At 76.2% G+C, this 19,763-nt stretch carries 7 protein-coding genes; all 7 read left to right on the top strand.

Translation table 11 applies throughout. The features are described 5' to 3' along the window. Positions 1 to 27: 27 nt before the first annotated feature. Positions 28 to 423 carry a DUF2267 domain-containing protein gene (locus VKK44_RS15490; protein WP_343441794.1) on the top strand — a complete coding sequence of 132 codons (396 nt, stop codon included), beginning with the start codon at positions 28 to 30 and terminating at the stop codon, positions 421 to 423. Positions 424 to 750: 327 nt separating this feature from the next. Continuing rightward, a complete protein-coding gene (locus VKK44_RS15485) occupies positions 751 to 4,218 on the top strand; it encodes an AMP-binding protein (protein ID WP_343441793.1) in 3,468 nt (1,155 codons plus the stop codon). After that, the gene (locus VKK44_RS15480; protein WP_343441792.1) at positions 4,215 to 7,478 is read left to right on the top strand and encodes a thioesterase domain-containing protein; all 3,264 of its coding nucleotides are present in this window, start codon (positions 4,215 to 4,217) and stop codon (positions 7,476 to 7,478) included. Before VKK44_RS15485 ends, VKK44_RS15480 begins: the two co-directional genes overlap by 4 nt. Further along, a complete protein-coding gene (locus VKK44_RS15475; RefSeq protein WP_343441791.1) occupies positions 7,475 to 9,781 on the top strand; it encodes a lantibiotic dehydratase in 2,307 nt (768 codons plus the stop codon). Before VKK44_RS15480 ends, VKK44_RS15475 begins: the two co-directional genes overlap by 4 nt. Next, positions 9,778 to 13,278, top strand: a complete 3,501-nt coding sequence (locus VKK44_RS15470) for an amino acid adenylation domain-containing protein (RefSeq protein WP_343441790.1) — start codon at positions 9,778 to 9,780, stop codon at positions 13,276 to 13,278. The genes VKK44_RS15475 and VKK44_RS15470 overlap by 4 nt, the downstream gene beginning before the upstream one ends. 32 nt (positions 13,279 to 13,310) lie before the next feature. After that, complete coding sequence (locus tag VKK44_RS15465) at positions 13,311 to 18,773, top strand: type I polyketide synthase (protein WP_343441789.1); 5,463 nt, start codon at positions 13,311 to 13,313, stop codon at positions 18,771 to 18,773. Between the two features lie 35 nt (positions 18,774 to 18,808). Continuing rightward, positions 18,809 to 19,762, top strand: coding sequence for a TauD/TfdA family dioxygenase (locus VKK44_RS15460; RefSeq protein WP_343441788.1), 954 nt, complete (start codon positions 18,809 to 18,811; stop codon positions 19,760 to 19,762). Position 19,763 lies beyond the last annotated feature (1 nt).

Raw genomic sequence — 19,763 nt, 5'->3', positions numbered from 1 at the left:
GCGACCGGCTGCCAGGGGAGGGGCGGGATGCGGTTTCCGCTGTTCGTCGACGCGGTGGCGCGTCGCGCCGAGCTGCCCACCGACGACGCGGCGACGATCTCCCGCGCGGTGTTGCAGACCCTCGCCGAGCGGATCACCGCCGACGAGTCGGCCGACCTGGCCGCCCAGCTCCCCGACGACGTCGGCGGCTACCTCGCGGCGGCGGACGGTCCGCCGGCGACCGGGGCCGCGGTGGACTTCCTCTACCGGGTGGCGGAGCGGGCCGCGGTGGATCCGGCGGTCGCCGAGGTGGGCACGCGGGCGGTGCTCGCCACGCTGCGCGAGACGGTCACGGTCGGCGAGTTCCAGGATCTGGTGGCGCAGCTCCCCCGGGGATTCGACGCGATGGTGGACCCTCTTCCCCGTCCGCCGTACGATGTCTGAGCACGCTCCCCGGGATTCGGGTCGAGCTGCCGCGCGGGGTCCACGAGGCGAAGATTTCCCCGCCCAGAAGTACTTTCACCGTAAAATAACTCGTCGGTAACTATCTACGCTGAAAATCGTCTACGCGCTAGAGGGATGATCGGACGAATTCCTCCGTCCGAGGTACCAGGGGTCGTCCCCCCTTCGGCTCGACCCGGATCGATCCTCTTCCGATCGAGAGATTGAGCTTTATTCTGCTTCCAATGTGAAGTCCTGGGGGGGATCAATGGTCACATTCGTCGATTGCTGCTGCGCGCCCGCCATCAGTGGAGCACATCCCGTTTCCTGATGGCAGAGACGATGATCATCAATCGTTTCGGCGCGGTCGCAGCGGTCCACGGTGGCCGTCCGGCACTTCTCGGCGAGACCCACGAGGTCGGTTACGCCGAGCTGGCCGAGACGGCCGGGGGGTACGCGGCCGTGCTCGTCGCCGCCGGTTTCCGGCCCGGCGACCGCATCGCGCTGCTCACCGCACACGGCGCGCCGACCGTCGCCGCCATGCTCGGCACGCTGGCCGCCGGCTGCGCGTACGTGCCGCTGGACCCGGGTTTCCCGGTCGCCCGGCTGCGACACATGGTCGCCGCCGCCGGCGTCACCGCCCTGGCCTGCGCCGCCGAGCACCGTGAGCTGGCCCTGACGTTGGCCGACGGACGCGTCGTGGTGCCCCTGGACGAGGTGCCGCCGGCCCCGCTGCGCCCGGTGCCGGTCGACCCCGACGCGCTGGCGTACGTGCTGTTCACCTCCGGCTCCACCGGCGTGCCCAAGGCGGTCGGGCAGACCCACCGCAACCTGGCCCACGTCGTCGACAACCAGATCGACGCGCTCGCCGTCGGCCCGGCCGACCGGCTCAGCCTGCTCGCCTCGTTCAGCTTCGACGCCGCCATCCCGGACCTCTACCCGGCGCTGCTCACCGGTGCCGCGGTCGTCCCGGTCGACCTGCGCCGGCACGGCCTGGCGTACGCGGTGGAGCAGCTCGACCGGCACGGCGTCACCGTGCTGCACTGCACGCCGACCGTCTACCGCTTCCTGCTCGACACGCTCGACGACCGGCGGCTGACCACCGTGCGCGCGGTGCTGCTCGGCGGCGAGCAGGCCACCTGGACCGACGCGGCACGCGGTCGGGACCGCTTCGCCCCCGACTGCGTGCTGGTCAACGGCTACGGGGCCACCGAGATGACGTTCGCGGCCCGGCACGTGCTGCCGCTGTCCGAGGTGGACCCGGCCGCGGTCGGGCCGCTGCCGGTCGGCACCGCGTTCCCCGGCTACCGGCTCGACCTCGCCCCGGACACCGGCGAGATCGTGGTCCGCAGCCGGCACCTCGCCCCCGGCTACCTCAACCAGGACAGCGACCGGTTCGCCCTGGTCGCCGACGGCACGCGGTCGTACCGCACCGGCGACCTCGGCGCGCGGCTGCCCGGCGGGGAACTGGTCTGCCTGGGCCGGCTCGACCGGCAGGTGAAGGTGCGCGGGCACCGGGTGGAGCTGACCGAGATCGAGACCGTGCTCGCCGCCCAGCCCGGCGTGGCCGGCGTCCGCGCCATCGCCCGCGACGGCGAACTGCTGGCGTACGCCCGGCCGGCCGGCGCCCGTCCCGACCCGGCGGCGCTGCGCGCGGCACTCGCCGCCGCGTTGCCCGACTACGCCGTGCCGCGCGCGGTGGTCGTGGTCGACGAGTTCCCGCTCACCGTCAGCGGAAAGATCGACGAGCGGGCGCTGCCCGACCCGGTCGCCGAGGTGCCCGCCGGGGCGGCGCCGGCCACCGACACCGAACGCGCCGTGCACGACATCTGGTGCGCGGTGCTGGGCCGCCCGGCGGTCGGCCGCACCGACAGCTTCTTCGACGTGGGCGGGCAGTCGCTGCTGCTGGGCCGGGTGCAGCAGCGGATCGCCGAACGGTTCGGCGTCCGGCTGCCGATGCTGCGCCTGTTCGACCACCCGACCGTGGCCGCCCAGGCGGCGCTGCTCGACGCGCCGCCGGAGGCGGTCCGCGCCCCGGTGCTGCCCGCGCCCGCCGCGCCGGTCAGCGCGTCCCGCGAGTACACCGGCGACGAGATCGCGGTGGTCGGGATCGCCGGCCGCTTCCCCGGCGCGCCGGACGTGGCGACGTTCTGGTGGAACCTGTGCACCGGGGTCGACTCCGTGCACGACCACACCGACGAGGAGTTGGCCGCGCTCGGCGTCGGGCCCCGGCTGCGCGCCGACCCCCGGCACGTCCGCGCCGCCGGCCGGCTCGACGGGGTGGCCGACTTCGACGCCGAGTTCTTCTCCTTCGGCGCCGACGAGGCCGCCCGCACCGATCCGCAGCACCGGCTCTTCCTGGAGACCGCGTGGGAGGCGCTGGAGGACGCCGGGCACGACCCGCAGCGCTTCCCGGGGCTGGTCGGCGTCTACTCGTCCACCTCGGCCAACCGCTACTTCCTGTTCCACCTCATGGACAACCCGGCCGTGGTCGGCGACGTCGACCCGGACGACTGGGAGGCGCGACTGGTCGGCCGGCAGTTCACCGACCACCTGCCCGGACAGGTCGCCTACCGGCTCGGCCTGACCGGGCCGGCGCTGGCCGTGCAGAGCGCCTGCTCCAGCTCCCTGGTCGCGGTCTGCCTGGCCGCGCAGAGCCTCGCCGACTACCAGTGCGACCTGGCGCTGGCCGGCGGGTCCACGGTCATGTGGCCCCGGCACCGGGCCACGCCGGGCGGGCTCGCCTCGCCCGACGGACGGTGCCGCGCCTTCGACGAGGCCGCCGACGGCTCCGGGTTCGGCTCCGGCGCGGGCGTGGTCGCGTTGCGCCGGCTCGCCGACGCGCAGGCCGACGGCGACCGGATCTACGCGATCCTGCCCGGCTGGGCGGTCACCAACGACGGCCCGGACCGGGCCGGCTTCGCGGTGCCCGGCCCGGCCGGGCAGGCCGCCGCCGTGGCCAACGCGCTCGCCACCGCCGAGGTCGCCCCCGGCGAGGTCCGCCTCGTCGAGGGGCACGGCAGCGGCACGCCGCTCGGCGACGCCATCGAGGTGGCCGCGCTGCACGAGGTGTACGCCGGCGCCGCGCCGGCCGAGACGTGCGCGCTCGGCTCGGTGAAGACCAACATCGGCCACCTCGACGCCGCCGCCGGCGTCGCCGGGCTGATCAAGACCGTGCTCGCCGTCCGGCACGGCGTGATCCCGCCGAACCTGCACTTCACCCGTCCGCACCCGGAGATCGACCTGACCGCCGGCCCGTTCTACGTGCCCACCAAGGCCCGGGACTGGCCGGACGGCGGACGCCGGGTGGCCGGGGTGAGCGCGTTCGGCCTGGGTGGCACGAACGCGCACGTGGTGGTGGAACAGCCGCCGCCGGTCGAGCCGGCCGACCCGCCGGGGGAGGGGCCGTGGCTGCTGCCGGTCTCCGCGCGTACCCCGGCGGCGTTGCGGGCCGCGCTGGTCCGGCTGCGGACCCACCTGGCCGGCACCGCGCCGGCGCTGCCCGACGTGGCCGCCACGCTGGCGCTCGGCCGCCGCCCGTTCGCGCACCGGGCGGCGGTGGTCGCCGCCGACCTGCCCGCCGCGCTGACCGCGCTGGACGTGCTGCTCGACACCGACGCCCGGATCGCCGGTGACACCGGCCCGCTGCGCGAGACGGCCGCCGACTGGGTGGCCGGGCACGACATCGACTGGGACGCCCTGCACCCCGCGGGCACGGTCCGGCGTACCGGGCTGCCCACCTACCCGTTCCAGCGCCGCCGGCACTGGATCGACCCCGTGCAGAGAGGTCCGCGGTGAACTGGTTCGCCTCCACCGGAAGCCGCCCCGAGGCGCCGGTGCAGTTGTTCTGCCTGCCCTACGCCGGTGCCGGCGCCAGCGCGTTCCGGCACTGGCCGGCCGCGTTCGGCCCCGACGTCGAGGTGCTGCCGGTGCAGTTGCCCGGCCGGGAGAAGCGGATCAGCGAGGACCCGCACTTCACCGTCGCCGAGGTCACCGACGCCATCGCCGCCCGGGCCGACCGCCCGTACGCCATCTACGGCCACTCGATGGGCGGCCGGGTCGGCTTCGACGTGGTTCGCGAGCTGCGCCGTACCGGCCGTCCGCTGCCGCTGCGGCTCTACGTCGGCGGCGCCCGCGCGCCGCACATCACCGAGCCCGGCGGCTTCATCGGGCTGTCCCGGGTCAGTGACGACGAGCTGCTGCGCCGCCTCAGCGACGGCGGCGGCCTCCCCGCCGAGGCGTTCAACCACCCGGAGCTGCTGGAGCTGATGCTGCCGCTGCTGCGCGCCGACTTCGGCCGGGTGGACGACTACCGCCACGTCCCGGAGGATCCGTTGCCGGTGCCGATCGTCGCGTTCGGCGGCGACGCGGACGCGGCGGTCACCCGCGAGCACACCGCCGCCTGGGGCGAGCACACGGCGGCCGGGTTCACCATGCACGAGCTGTCCGGCGGGCACTTCTTCCTGCACGACCGGCTCGCCGAGATGGCCGCGTTGATCCGGGCCGACCTGGCCGCAGCGCCCGGCGCCACGACCGCAGCGCCCGGCGCCACGACCGCAGCGCCCGGCGCCACGACGGCAGCGCCCGGCGCCACGACGACAGCGCCCGGCGGCCTGACCACCGCTACCGGCACCTCGACCACCGCGCCCGGCGTCGCTGCCGCCGGGCCCGGCACCTCGACCGCCCGCGCCGGAACCCCGGACGCGGGTCCGGGCCCGGTGCGCGCCGTCGGCCGCGGGACCGCCGGCGGTGCGCACCGGGTGCCGCTCGGGGACACCGGGTGGTCCGTGTGGCGCGACGCGATGCTGCGGACCACCGGCTTCCCCGCCGACGGGCTGACGGCGCTGAGCGCGCCCCGGGCCGCCGCCGCCGCCGACGAGCTGCTGGCCACCGGCGCCGGCGAGGACCGGTTCGACGCGGAGTTCGACGAGGCGCTGCGCGTCGGCGCCGCGCGGCTCAGCGCGTTGGCCGCCGACCCGCTGCTGCGCGAGGCGGTCACCTGGCAGAACCGGGGCGCCCTGATCGCCCTGGACGGGCTGGTGCGCGGCGGCCCCGACGCGCCCCGCAACGTGCGGCGGCGGGACCGGGAGCGGGCGCTGCTGAAGTACTGGCAGCGCTACTGCGGCAAGAACGAGACGGTCGGGTTCTTCGGGCCGGCCTGCTGGGTCACCGTCGACCCCGATCAGCCGGAAGTTGCCCGGGTCAACGCCGGTGACCGGCTCACCCGGCGACGCTGGGTGTGGTTCGAGTCCTGGGCGCTGGCCGCGTACGCCGACCGGGTCGGCGCGGACCTGGCGGTCCGCCGCTGGTGGCCGCCGATGCTCCGGCCGCACCTGACGATCCGGGACCGGGTGGTGCTCCGGCCCGGCCGCCCGCCGTTGACGCTGACCCCGGTCGAGGCGGCGCTGCTGCGTGCCGCCGACGGCCGCCGCCACGCCGCCGCCCTGGTCGCCGACCCGGCGATCGGCCTGCGCCGGCCGGAGGACGGCTACGCGCTGCTCGACCGGCTGGTGGAACGGGAGCTGATCACCTGGGACGCGGCGCTGCCGGTGAGCCCGGACGCGGAGCGGGTGCTGGCCGAGCGGATCGCGGCGATCGGCGACGAGCCGGCCCGCGCCGCCGCCCGCGCCGGCTTCGACCGGCTGCGTACCGCCCGCGACGCGGTGGCCACGGCGGCCGGCGACCCGGAGTCGCTGCGGGCCGCGCTGGACGCCCTCGACGCCACGTTCACCGAGCTGACCGGCGTGCCGGCGGTACGCCGCGCCGGCCAGATGTACGCCGGCCGCACCATCTGCTACGAGGACACCGCCCGCGACCTGGACGTGGTCTTCGGCGCCCCGCTGCTGGCCGAGCTGGCCGCCCCGCTGGACGTGCTGCTGCGCGCCGCCCGCTGGCTGGCCAACGCGCTCGCCGACGCCTACCTGGTGGTGCTGCGCGGCCTGCACGACGAGCTGCGCGCCGAGTCCGGCGGCCCGGTGGCGCTGGCCGACCTGTGGTTCCTGGCCCAGGGCCTGTTCTGGGGCGGCGGCGAACGGCCGGTCGACGCGGTCGCCGCCGACTTCGCCGCCCGGTGGGCCGGCCTGTTCGGCCTGGACACGCTGCCCGCCGGCACCACCGACGTGCGGCTAGGCGCGGCCGACCTGGCCGAGAGGATCGACGCGGTCTTCCCCGGCACCCGGCCGAGCTGGTCGAACGCCGCCATGCACAGCCCCGACCTGCAGATCTGCGCCACGGACGAGGCGGCGCTGAGGCGCGGCGACTACACCGTGGTGCTCGGCGAGCTGCACGCCGCCTGGTCCTCGTTCGACTGCGCGGTCTTCACCCCGTCGCACCCGGACGTCGAGCGGCTGCGCGAGGCGCTCGCGGCGGACCTGGGCGAGCGGCGGGTCCGGTTGCTGTTCCCGGCCGACTGGCCGCGCCGCACCAGCCGTACCGCCGAGTCGCTGACCGGCCCGACCGACCGGCAGCTCGCCTTCCTCGACGCGCCCGGCGCGGAGCCGGCCCGGGTGCTGCCCACCGTGGACCTCACCGTCGACGAGGTGGCCGGCGAGCTGGTCTGCACCGCCTCGGACGGGCAGCGGTGGCCGCTCGCCGAGATCTTCGCCGAGGCGTTCAGCGCGCACGCCGTGGACGGCTTCAAACTGGTCGCCGCCGCGCCGTACACGCCGCGGATCACGGTGGACCGGCTGGTGGTGGCGCGGCAGACCTGGCGGACCACGGTCGGGGAGAGCGGCCTGGCCACCGCCACCGGTGAACGGCAGCGGTTCCTGGCCGTCCGCGCCTGGCGTCGCCGGCTCGGGCTGCCCGAGCAGGTCTACGTCAAGCTCGGCACCGAGACCAAGCCGTGCTTCGTGGACCTGGCCGCACCCGGGTTCGCCGCCATGCTCTGCGCGTTGGTGCGCGCCGCCCGGGTCGACGGCGGCGACGACGTCTCGCTCACGGTCAGCGAGATGCTGCCCGACCCGACGCAGGCCTGGGTGCCGGACGCGGCCGGCCGCCGCTACTTCAGCGAGCTGCGCCTGCACCTCACCGACACCGCAGTGGAGGACGCGCGATGAGCCACCTGCTGCCCCTGGGTACGACCGGCTGGTCGGTGTGGCGGGACGTGGTGCTGCGGACCGCCGGGTTCCCGGCCGCCGGCCTGGACCGGTTCGGCGCGTCCGGATGCGCGGTCGCCGCGGACGCGCTGTTGGCGGGCGCGAGCAGCGCCGAGGTGTTCGACAAGACGCTGGGTGAGGCGTTCGCCGAGTCCTCCGCGGTGGCCGGCGAACTCGCCGCCGACCCGCTGCTGCGCGAGGCGGTCACCTGGCAGAACCCGGACATGCTCATCGCGTTGGACGGCCTGCTGCGCACCGACCCGCAGGTGCGCAACGTGCGCCGCCGCAAGCGGGAGCTGAGCCTGTTGCGCTACTGGCAGCGCTACTGCGGCAAGGCGGAGACGATCGGCTTCTTCGGCCCGGTCTGCTGGGGCACGTTCGACCCGGCGGTGCCCGGCGTACGGACCGAGCCGGGCGCCGCGCTGGTGCGCCGCCGCCGGGTGTTCTTCGAGGCGTGGGCGCTCATCGCGTACGCCGACCGGCTCGCCGACGACCTGGCGGTGCGCCGCTGGTGGGCGCCGGCGCGGCAACCGCACCTGACCGTGGTCGGGCGGGAGCTGCGCTGGCCGCTGCACCCGCCGATCGCGTTGACGCCGGTGGAGGCCCGGCTGCTCGCCGACGCCGACGGGCGTACCCCGGCGGTGGAGCTGGCCGAGCGGCTGTGCGCCGAGGGCGTGGTGCACGGCGTCGACGACGTCTACCTGCTGCTGGACCGGTGGGTGGAGCGCGGCCAGCTGAGCTGGGGCGCGAACCTGCCGGTCGCCCCGGACGCGGAGGACGTGCTCGCCGCGCGGATCGCCGCCATCGGCGACGAGCCGGTGCGTGCCGCCACGGCGGCCGAGTTCGACCGGCTCCGCGCCGCCCGCGACGAGGTGGCCGCCGCGGCCGGCGACCCGGACCGGCTCGGCGCCGCGCTCGCCGCGCTCAACGCCGGGTTCACCGCCGTCACCGGCCGCCCGGCCACCCGCAACAGCGGGCAGATGTACGCCGGCCGCACGGTCTGCTACGAGGAGACCGCCCGTGACCTGGAGTTCCAGGTCGGCGCCGCGGTCGTCGACGCGCTCGCCGAGCCGCTCGCGGTGGTGCTGCGCACGGCCCGCTGGTTCACCGTGGAGGTCGCCGAGCGCTGCGCCGAGCTCTTCACCGAGCTGCACGACGAGTTGGCGACCGGCGACGAGCCGGTGCGGCTGGCCGACCTGTGGCTGCTGGCCCAGGGGACGCTGATCGCGTCGGACGGCCCGATCGCCCGGGCCGGCGCGGAACTCACCCGCCGGTGGGCCGAGCTGTTCGACCTGCGTGACCTGCCCGCCGGCCAGGCCGAGCTGCGGGTCCGTGCGGCGGACCTGGCCGGGCGGGTGGCGGAGCTGTTCCCGGCGTCGGGCCCCGGCTGGCCGTCGGCCCGGCTGCACAACCCGGACGTCCAGCTCAGCGCCGCGTCCCCGGAGGCGGTCGAGCGGGGCGACTTCCTGCTCGTGCTCGGCGAGCTGCACCCGGCCACGGTCGCGTTCGACAGCGCGGTGCTCAGCCCGTTCCACAGCGACCCGGCGGCGCTGCGCGCCGACCTCGACGCCGACCTGGGCCCGGTGCGGCTGCGGGTGCTCTGGCCGGAGAGTTTCCCCCGGCGCACCACCCGCACCACGTACGCGCTGACCGGCCCGGCGGACCGCCAGCTCGGCATCGACACCGCGCACGGCGCGGACGCCGACCGGCTGTTCCCGGCCACCGCGGTGCTGGTGCGGCGCGACGGCGACCGGCTCACCGCGGTCTTCCCCGACGGTGCCCGCTGGCCGCTGATGGAGGTCTTCGCCACGCTGCTCGGCTCGCTGCTGCTGGACGCGTTCAAACTGTTCGGCGCCGCGTCGCACACGCCCCGGATCACCATCGACCGGCTGGTGGTGGCGCGGCGTACCTGGCGCACCACGGCCGGCGCGTGCGGGCTGGGCGGCCATGCCGACGAAACCGCCCGCTACCTGGCGGTACGCCGCTGGCGGGCGGCCACCGGCCTGCCCGAGCGGGTGTTCGTCAAGGTCGGCACCGAGATCAAACCCTGCTACGTGGACCTGACCGGCCCGCTGTACGCGCAGTCGCTCTGCGCCATGGTGGACGCCGCGTTGCGCACCGGCCCGGACGTGCCGGTGGTGGTCTCCGAGCTGCTGCCGGCGCCCGACGAGGCGTGGGTGCCCGACGCCCGGGGCCGCGGCTACGTCAGCGAACTCCGCCTCCAGATCACCGATCCGGCCGAGCACCTGGGAGCACACCGGTGACCCACACCCTGACCGTCAGCGCCGCCTCCGGGATGGACCTGCCCTGGCCGGACGCCACCCTCGCCGACCTGATCACCGACCGGGCCGCCCGCGTCCCGGACGCGGTGGCGGTGCGCCAGTGGGACACCCGGCTCACCTACCGGCAGCTCGTCGACCGGGCCGCCGGGGTGGCCGCCGCGCTGCGCGAGCGCGGCGTCGGCCGCGGTGACCGGGTCGGCGTCTGCGGCGCGCGTACCCCCGACCTGGTGGTCACCGTGGTCGGTGTGCTGCTGGCCGGCGCCGCGTACGTGCCGCTGGAGCCGGGCGGCCCGCGCGCCCGGCTGCGGGAGATCGTCCGCGACGCCGGCGTCCGGGTGGTGGTCGGCGACACGGCGTCGGCCGAGTTCGGCGACGAGCCCGGCGTCGAGGCGCTCGGCCTGCCCGGCCCGGCCCCGCTCGCGCCCTGCCCGGCCCGCCCCGGCGACCCGGCGTACGTGCTGTTCACCTCCGGCTCCACCGGCCGCCCCAAGGGCGTGCTCACCACGCACCGCAACGCGGTCCAGTTCGTCACCGGCGTGACGGCGCTGACCGGCGCGGACGCGTCCACGCGCAGCCTCGGCATCGCCTCGCTCGGCTTCGACGCCGCCACCATGGACCTGTTCGTGCCGCTGACCCTCGGCGGCGCGGTGCAACTGCTCGGCGCCGACGACCGGGCCGACCCGGTGCGGCTCGCCCGGTTCGTCGCCGCGCACGAGGTGAACTGGGGGTTCGTCACCCCCACCGTGCTCGCCCTGCTCGACCCGGCGGAGCTGCCGACCTGGCGGGTGCTGCTCTGCGGCGGCGAGGCGGTCCCGGCCGAGCTGGCCGCCCGCTGGGCGCCGGGCCGGCGGTTCCTCAACGGCTACGGCCCGACCGAGACCACCGTGCTGGCGGTCATCGGCGACCTCACGCCGGCCGACGCCGACCCGGTGCCGATCGGCCGGCCGCTGTCCAACCACCGCGCGTACGTGGTCGACGCCGACCTGCGGCCGGTGCCGCCGGGGGAGACCGGCGAGTTGCTGATCGGCGGGCCGGGCCTGGCCGACGGCTACCTCAACCGGCCCGGCCTGACCGCCGAGCGGTTCGTGCCCGACCCGTTCGGCGCGGTCCCCGGCCAGCGGCTCTACCGCACCGGCGACCTGGTCCGACAGGCGTCGGACGGCCGGATCGTCTACCTCGGCCGGGCCGACCGGCAGGTCAAGGTGCGCGGCCAGCGCATCGAGCTGGGCGAGATCGAGGCGGTGCTGGCCGCCCACCCCGGCGTCGAGCGGGCCGCCGTGGAGGCGCTGCCCGGCCCGGCCGGCACCGAGCTGGTCGCGTTCCTCACCCCGGCCGGCGCGCCGGACGACGACGTGCTGCGGGCGTACGCGGCACAGCGGCTGACCACCGCGATGCTGCCGGCCCGGACGGTGCGGCTGGCCGCGCTGCCGGTCAGCCCGATCACCGGCAAGCTGGACCGGTCCGCGCTGCGCGAGCTGGCCACGGTCGCCGCGCCCGCCGACGACGTGCCCGACGGCGGCGACCCGGTGGAGACCGCGGTCCGGCGGCTCTGGACGCGGCTGCTCGGCACCGCCCCCACCCCGGACGCCGACTTCCTCGCCGCCGGCGGCAACTCGATCGCCGCGATGCGGCTGGTCGCCGCGCTGCGTGCGGAGACGGGCCGGCAGGTCGACACCCGGGTGCTGTTCACCGACCGCACGTTCGCCGCGCTGGTGGACCGGGTCCGGGCCGCCGACCCGGCCGGCGCCGACGGGTTGACCACCGGCAACCCGCCCACGCTGTCGCCGCCGCAGCGGCGGCTGTGGTTCATGGACCAGCTCGCGCCGTCCAGCGCGCCCTACAACATCGCGGTCGCGCACCGGCTGCGCGGGCCGTTGGACACCGCCGCGCTCGGGGCCGCGCTGCGCGCCGTCGCCGAACGGCACGACGTGCTGCGCTGGCGCATCCCGCAGCAGGGCGGCGTGCCGTACGCGGTCCGCGAGGAACCGACCGACGTGGCCGTGCCGGTGGTCGACCTGACCACCGCCGCCGACCCGGACACCGAGCTGGCCACCATGCTCACGGCCGGCGCCGGGCACGCGTTCGACCTGGCCACCGGCCCGCCCTGGCAGGTGACCGCCTACCGGCTCGCCGCCGAGGAGCACGTGCTCGCGGTGACCGTGCACCACGCGGTCTTCGACGGCTGGTCCGAGGCGCTGCTCTACGAGGAGCTGGCCGCCGCGTACGCCCGCGCGCTCGGCCGGCCGGTGCCGGGCCGCCCGCCGCTGCCCGCCACGTACGCCGACTACGCGGTGTGGCGGGAGGAGCGGGACCGTCGCCGGGGCGAGGCCGACCTGGCCTGGTGGACCGGGCACCTGGCCGGCGCGCCGACGGTGCTGGAGCTGCCCCGCGACCGGCCCCGCCCGGCCGTGCAGACGTACGCCGGCGCGGAGGCCGCGGTCCGGCTGGACGCCGCCGCCGACCGGGCGGTACGCGACCTGGCCGCCCGGCGCGGCACCACTGTCGCGGCCGTGCTGCTGGCCGGCTTCGGCGAGCTGCTGCGCCGGCTCACCGGCGGCGACGACCACGTGCTCGGCGCGATCGTCGCGGACCGGCGGCTGGCCGCGTTCGACGAGGTGATCGGCTTCTTCATCGACACCGTGCCGGTGCGGGTGCGCGCCGGCGGCAGCTTCGCCGCCCAGGTCGACCGGTGCGCCGCCGAGCTGCACGAGGTCACCGCGCATCCGGGCGCCCCGCTGGAACGCATCGTCGAGGCGCTCGGCGTCGGCCGGGACACCTCTCGTGCCCCGCTGGTGCAGGTGCTGTTCAACGTGCTCAACTTCGTCCCGCCCCGGCTGGCGTTGGCCGACCTGACCGTCGAGCCGGTGCCGGTGCCGAAGCCCGGGTCGCCGTTCGACCTGACCGTCTACGTGGTGGAGCGGGACGGACGGGCCGGCGTCGAGGTGGTGCACAACCCGGACCTGTTCGACGGCGACCGGATCGCCGCGCTCCTGGCCGACCTGGCCGCGCTGGTCGGCGCGCTCGCCGCCGACCCGGACGCGCCCGCCGGCGAGGTGGCCCCCGAGCTGCCCCGCCCGGCGGTCCGGGTGGCCGCGCTGGGCGCGATGACGGTGGCCGCCGCCGAGTCGGCCCGGGCGCCGCTGCCGGTCGGGTCGGACGCGCTCACCGGGACCGAGGAGCTGATCGCCGGCATCTGGCGGGACGTGCTCGACCGGGAGACGGTCGGCGTCACGGACAACTTCTTCGACATCGGCGGCCACTCGATGGCGCTCGCCGCGGTGCACGCCCGGCTCACCGAGGCCACCGGCCGCTCGATCACCATGCTCGACCTGTTCCGTCACCCGACCGTGCGGGCGCTCGCCGCCAGCCTCGACGGCGCCGCCGACCGGCCGGAGCTGGCCCGCGCCGCGATGCGCGCCGCCGCCCGGCGGGGCCGCGCCCGCCGTACCCCGCCACCCCGCAGACCTCACCAGCAGTGATGCCGCAACCTCTTGTGAATGAAGGACCTCCCATGCAGAACGACATTTCCGCCGCTGACGACGACGGCATCGAGCCCATCGCGATCGTCGGGCTGGCCGCCCGCCTGCCCGGCGCGGCCGACGTCGACGAGTTCTGGCGCAACCTGGTCGACGGCGTGGAGTCGACGACCGAGCTGACCCGCGAGGAGCAGCTCGCCCGGGGCGTCAGCGCCGACGAGGTCGACGACCCGAGCTGGGTGAACCGGGCCCCGCTCGTCGACGGCTACGACGAGTTCGACGCCGGCCTGTTCGGCATGACCGCCCGCGAGGCCGAGACCACCGACCCGCAGCACCGGCTGTTCCTGGAGACCTGCTACACCGCGTTGCAGGACGCCGGCTACGACCCGGGCCGCTACGACGGCGCGGTCGGCGTCTACGCCGGCAGCGGCGGCACCACCTACCTGAACCGCTACGTGCTGCGTAACAAGCGCGTCGGCGGCAACCCGCACGGCGCGGTCTCCATCGCCACCGGCAACTCGCCGAACTACGTCGCCACCAACGTCTCGTACCGGCTGGACCTGCGCGGCCCGAGCATGACCGTGCACACCGCCTGCTCCACCTCGCTCGTCGCGTTCCACCTGGCCTGCGAGGCGCTGCGCAACGGCGAGTGCGACATGGCGCTGGCCGGCGGCGTCAACATCGAGCTGCCGCACGCGGGTTACCTGGGCATGGACGGCTTCACCTCGCCGGACGGGCGGTGCCGGCCGTTCGACGCCGACGCCAACGGCACGGTGTGGGGCAGCGGCGTCGGCGTCACGCTGCTCAAGCGTCTCTCCGACGCGATCGCCGACGGCGACACGATCCGCGCGGTGGTGCTCGGCAACGCGATCAACAACGACGGCGCCGGGAAGGTCGGCTTCACCGCCCCCAGCATCGACGGGCAGATGGAGGCCGTCGCCCAGGCCGTCGGGCTGGCCGGGATCGACCCGCGCACCATCAGCTACGTCGAGGCGCACGGCACCGGCACCGCGCTCGGCGACCCGATCGAGGTCGCCGCGCTCTCCGCCGTCTACACCAAGGACACCGACGACCGGGGCTGGTGCGGCATCGGTTCGGTGAAGTCCAACATCGGCCACCTCAGCCAGCCCTCCGGCATCGTCAGCGTGATCAAGGCGGTGCTCGCCATGGAGCACGGGCTGATCCCGCCGACCATCAACTACGAGACGCCGAACCCGGCCATCGACTTCGCCGACACCCCGTTCTACGTGGCGAACACGCTGACCAAGTGGGACGCCGACGGCGGGCCGCGCCGGGCCGGGGTCAGCTCGTTCGGCATCGGCGGCACCAACGCGCACGTGGTGCTGGAGGAGGCGCCGGCCGCGTACCGGGCCGAGCGGCGGGTCCGCCCGGCGCACCTGCTCCAGGTGTCGGCGAAGACCCCGACCGCGCTGGACACCGCCGTGCGGAACCTCGCCGACCATCTGGAGCGCGCCACCGCCGGCAGCCCGGACCTGATCGCCGACGTCGCGCACACGCTGCGCGTCGGCCGGCAGCGGTACGCCCACCGCGCCGCCGTGGTCGCCGGCGACCCGCAGACCGCCGCCGCCGCGCTGCGGGACCGGCGCAAGGCGCACCGGGGCGTCGCCGACGGCCCCGCCCCCCGGGTGGCCTTCCTGTTCAGCGGGCAGGGCTCGCAGTACGCCGGCATGGGCGCCGAGCTGTACGCCGAGGACCCGGCGTTCGCCGCCGCCGTGGACGAGTGCGCCGAGCTGCTCCGCCCCGAGCTGGGCCTGGACATCCGGGACCTGATCCTGGGCCGGGACCCGGAGGCGGCGGCGAAGCTCACCGAGACCCGCTGGACCCAGCCCGCCCTGTTCACCGTCGAGTACGCGCTCGCCGCCGCCTGGCGGGCCGCCGGCGTCACCCCGGCCGCGATGGTCGGCCACTCGATCGGCGAGTACGTGGCCGCGACGCTCGCCGGCGTGCTCGACCTGGCCGACGCGCTGAAGGTGGTGGCCGCCCGGGGCCGGCTCATGCACGCGCTGCCGACCGGGTCCATGCTGGCCGTCACGCTGGACGAGTCGGCGGTGGCCGAGCGGCTGCCCGAGGGCCTGTCGGTGGCGACCGTGAACGGCCCCGGCACCTGCGTGGTGGCCGGCGAGACCGCGCTGGTGGAGGCGTTCGCGGAGAGCCTGGGCAGCAAGCAGAAGTCGAAGCTGCTGCGCACCTCGCACGCCTTCCACTCGCCGATGATGGACCCGATCCTGGACGAGTTCACCGCGTTGATGGCGAGCGTGCCGCTGCGCGCGCCGGCGGTGCCGTTCGTGTCCAACGTGACCGGCACCTGGATCACCGAGGCGGAGGCCACCGACCCGGCGTACTGGGCCGCGCACCTGCGCCGGCCGGTCCGCTTCGGCGCGTGCGTGGCCACGCTGCTCGCGGAGGGCACCTGGGCGCTGGTCGAGTGCGGCCCCGGCCGGCAACTGGCCAACCTGGCCCGGATGCAGGTCGCGAAGGCCGGTGAGGCGCAGCGCGCGCTCACCCCGCTGGGCAGCCTGCCCGGCCCGGGGGAGCCGGCCGGTGACCTGGCCACGCTGCTCGGCACCGCGGGCGCGCTGTGGTGCGCCGGGGTGCCGGTGACGCTCGCCGTCGACCCCGACGCGCGGCGGGTGCCGCTGCCCACGTACCCGTTCGAGCGTCGCCGCTACTGGGTCGAGCCGGACCCGGTGGAGCAGGCGGCGACGGCCCCGGTCGAGACCGGCCCCCGCCCGCTGCCGGAGTGGTTCGCCGTGCCGGTGTGGCGGCAGGCCGGGCCGGCCCGGACCGTCGAGCCGCTGGGCCGGTGCCTGGTGCTGGCCGACGGCCCGCGCGGCGAGGCGCTCGTCGCGGCGCTGCGGGCCGCCGGCGACGACCCGGTCGAGGTACGCGCCGGCGACGCGTTCGCCGCCACCGCCAACGGCTTCCGGCTGCGCCCCGGCGCGCGTTCCGACGCCGAGGCGCTGGTCGCCGCGCTCGGCGCGGACCTGCCCCGGCGGATCGTGCACGCGTTCGCGCTGGACGGCGAGCCGGCCGGCACCGACGTGGCCGCCGCCTGGGCCGCCCAGGAGCGTGGCTTCTTCGGCGCGCTGCACCTGGTGCAGGCGCTCGCCGGCGCCGGCCTGACCGCCGACGAGGCGGGCATCCGGCTCGACCTGGTCACCGCCGGGATCGGTGACGTGCGCGGCGACGACCTGGTCCGGCCGGAGCACGCCACGCTGGCCGGACTGGCCCGGGTGCTCCCGGCCGAGCTGCCCGGCCTGACCGTCCGGCTGCTCGACGCCGACCCGGCCGCGCGCGGCGTGGCCGCCCTGGCGGTGGAGCTGCGCAGCCCGGTCGACCCGGAGCACCCGGAGGTGGCGTTGCGCCGCGACCGGCGCTGGGTGGGCGGCTACGAGCAGGTGACCGTGGCCGCCGAGGACGAGCCGGGCGTGCTGCGCGAGGAGGGCCGCTACCTGATCACCGGCGGTCTCGGCGGCATCGGCGTCACGCTGGCCGAGGACTTCGCCCGCCGGGCCCGCGCCAAGCTGGTGCTGCTGGCCCGCTCCGGCCTGCCCGGCCGGGACGACTGGGACGCGCACCTGGCGGTGCACGGCGGCGCCGACCGGGCCGGCCGGGCCATCGCGGCGATCCGCCGGATGGAGGCGGCCGGCGCCGAGGTGCTGGTGCTCGCCGCCGACGTCACCGACGCCGACGACCTGCGCCGGGTCCGGGCCGAGGCGGAGCGCCGGTTCGGCGGGCTGGACGGCATCGTGCACGCCGCCGGCCTGCCCGGCGGTGGCATGGCCGAGGTGAAGGAGCGGGCCGAGGCGGAGCGGGTGCTCGCGCCGAAGCTGGCCGGCACGCTGGCCCTGGCCCAGGTCTTCGGTGACCTGCCGCTGGACTTCGTGGTGCTCTGCTCGTCGATCACGGCGGTGATCGGCGGCTTCGGTCAGGTCGACTACTGCGCCGCGAACAACGTGCTGGACGCGTTCGCGCGCTCCGGCGCCGGGTTCCGCGCGCCGGTGGTGTCGCAGAACTGGGGCGGCTGGGCCGAGGTCGGCATGGCGGTGGAGACCGCCGCGCCGGCCGCGTTCCGGGCCGCCGGGCGGGACACGCTGACCAGCCCGGTCACCCACCCGGTGCTGACCACCATGGTCACCGGCCCGGACGGCGCCGTGCTGCACGGCCTGGTCGCGGCCGACAGCCACTGGCTGCTCGACGAGCACCGGATCGGCGGGGTGCCGGTGGTGCCGGGCACCGCCCACCTGGAGTCGGTGCGCGCCGCAGTGGTCGCCGCGCTGCCCGCGCCGGCGCCGGACGCCGCGGTGGAGCTGCGCGACGTGGTCTTCCTGGAGCCGTTCTCGGTGCCCGACGGCACCGTCGCGCAGTACCGGGTGGAGCTGGCCCCGACCGAGGAGGGCATGGACTTCACCGTGGCCAGCCTCGCCGCCGGCCGGCTGCGCGCCCACGTGCGCGGCACGGCCGGCTGGACCACCGAGCCCGCGCCGCCGGCCGCCCCGGTCCAGGTGGCCGGCCGGCGGGTCGACGACGACGCGTCGTTCGGCCGGGGTCGCACCAGCATGCTCACGTTCGGGCCGCGCTGGGCCGCGCTGGCCGAGCACCACCTCGGCGACGGGGAGGAGCTGGCCCGGGTGGAGGCGCCCGCCGCGGCGCTGGCCGACCTGCCGTCCTGGGGGCTGCACCCGGCGTTGCTCGACGTGGCCACCGCGTTCGGCCGGGGCCAGGGCGACGGCACGTACCTGCCGCTGTCGTACGGCCGGATCACGGTGCGCGGGACGCTGCCGGCGACGTTCCACAGTCACCTGCGGCACCGGTCCGCCGCCACCGACGAGGTGGTCGCCGCCGACCTGTCGCTGCGCGACCCGGACGGCCGGGAACTGGTCGCGATCAGCGACTTCGTGCTGCGCCGGGTGGACCAGGGCGCGGTCACCGGCAACCTCGCCGAGGCGCCGGCGACGGCCGACGCGCCGGACGCGGTCACCGAGGACATCCGGCCGGTCGACGGCGCGGAGGCGTTCCGCCGCAGTCTCGGCGCGGGCCTCGGCGCGCAGGTGGTGATCGCCACCCGCACGGTGGCCGACATCCGACGCCGGGCATCCCGGGTCACCACGGACAGCCTGGCCGGGGAGACCGACGCCCCGGCCGGCCCGCCGGCCACCACCGGCGGCGGCTCGGCCGCCCCCCGCACCGAGCTGGAGAAGACCATCGCCCAGGTGTGGCGCGACGGCCTCGGCGTCACCGACGTCGGCGTGGACGACGACTTCTTCGCCCTCGGTGGCAACTCGCTGGTCGCCGTGCAGCTCATCGCCGCGATGCGCAAGGCGACCGGGGTGCGGTTGCCGATGCGCAGCCTCTTCGAGACCCCCACCGTGGCCGGCCTGGCGGCCCGGATCGAGGAACTGCGCGCCGAGGCGCCCGCCGACCAGCCGCCCGCCCCGGCGGCGATCCCGGCCATTCCGCGGCTGCCCCGCGGCTGACAACACCCCCCGACGGAACAAGGAGACACCGCACCATGAGCGAGACAACCGCCACACTCCCGGTGGTCGTCGAGAACGACGGCCGGGCGCTGACCGACCTCATCGCGGCCCGGCGCGCCGAGCTGCGGGACACGCTCGTCGCCAGCGGCGGGCTGCTGTTCCGCGGCTTCGACACCGGCGGCGTGGACGGCTTCGACGCCGCCGTCCGCGCGCTGGCCGGCGAGCCGCTGACCTACACCGAGCGGTCCTCGCCCCGGCACTCCATCAAGGGCCGGGTCTACACCTCGACCGACTACCCGCCGGACGAGGAGATCTTCCTGCACAACGAGAACTCGTACCAGGCGCGGTGGCCGCTGACGTTGTTCTTCTACTGCGTCACCCCGCCGGAGACCCGGGGCGCCACCCCGCTGGCCGACGTGCGCCGGGTGTACGAGCTGATCGACCCCGCGGTACGGGAGGAGTTCGTCCGGCGCCGCTGGATGCTGGTGCGCAACTTCCACGGCGACTTCGGCACCCGCTGGCAGGAGGTGTTCAACACGGAGCGCCGCGCCGAGGTCGAGGCGTACGCGGCGGCCAACGGCATCACCGTGGAGTGGGTCGGCGCGGACGGCCTGCGGACCCGCGCGGTACGCGACGCGGTGCACCGCCGGCCCGGCTCGGACACGCCGCGCTGGTTCAACCACGCCACCTTCTTCCACCTCAGCACGCTGCCGGCGGACTACCAGGAGGGGCTGCTGGCCATGTTCGGCGCCGACGGGCTGCCGTCGAACACCTACTACGGCGACGGCGGCGAGATCCCCGCCGACGTCATGGACCACCTGCGGGCCGCCTACCGGGCGGCCACGGTCCGCTTCGACTACCAGCGCGACGACGTGCTGGTGGTCGACAACATGACCGCCGCGCACGGCCGGGAGCCGTTCACCGGTCCCCGCAAGATCGCCGTGGCGATGGCCGAGGCGTACACCCCCGACACCGCTGGAGCGAACTGAC

This window comes from Micromonospora sp. DSM 45708 (assembly GCF_039566955.1).
GTDB lineage: Bacteria > Actinomycetota > Actinomycetes > Mycobacteriales > Micromonosporaceae > Micromonospora.
The sequence above is the reverse complement of the archived record's forward strand: the minus strand, read 5'-3'. Positions and strand labels throughout refer to the sequence as shown.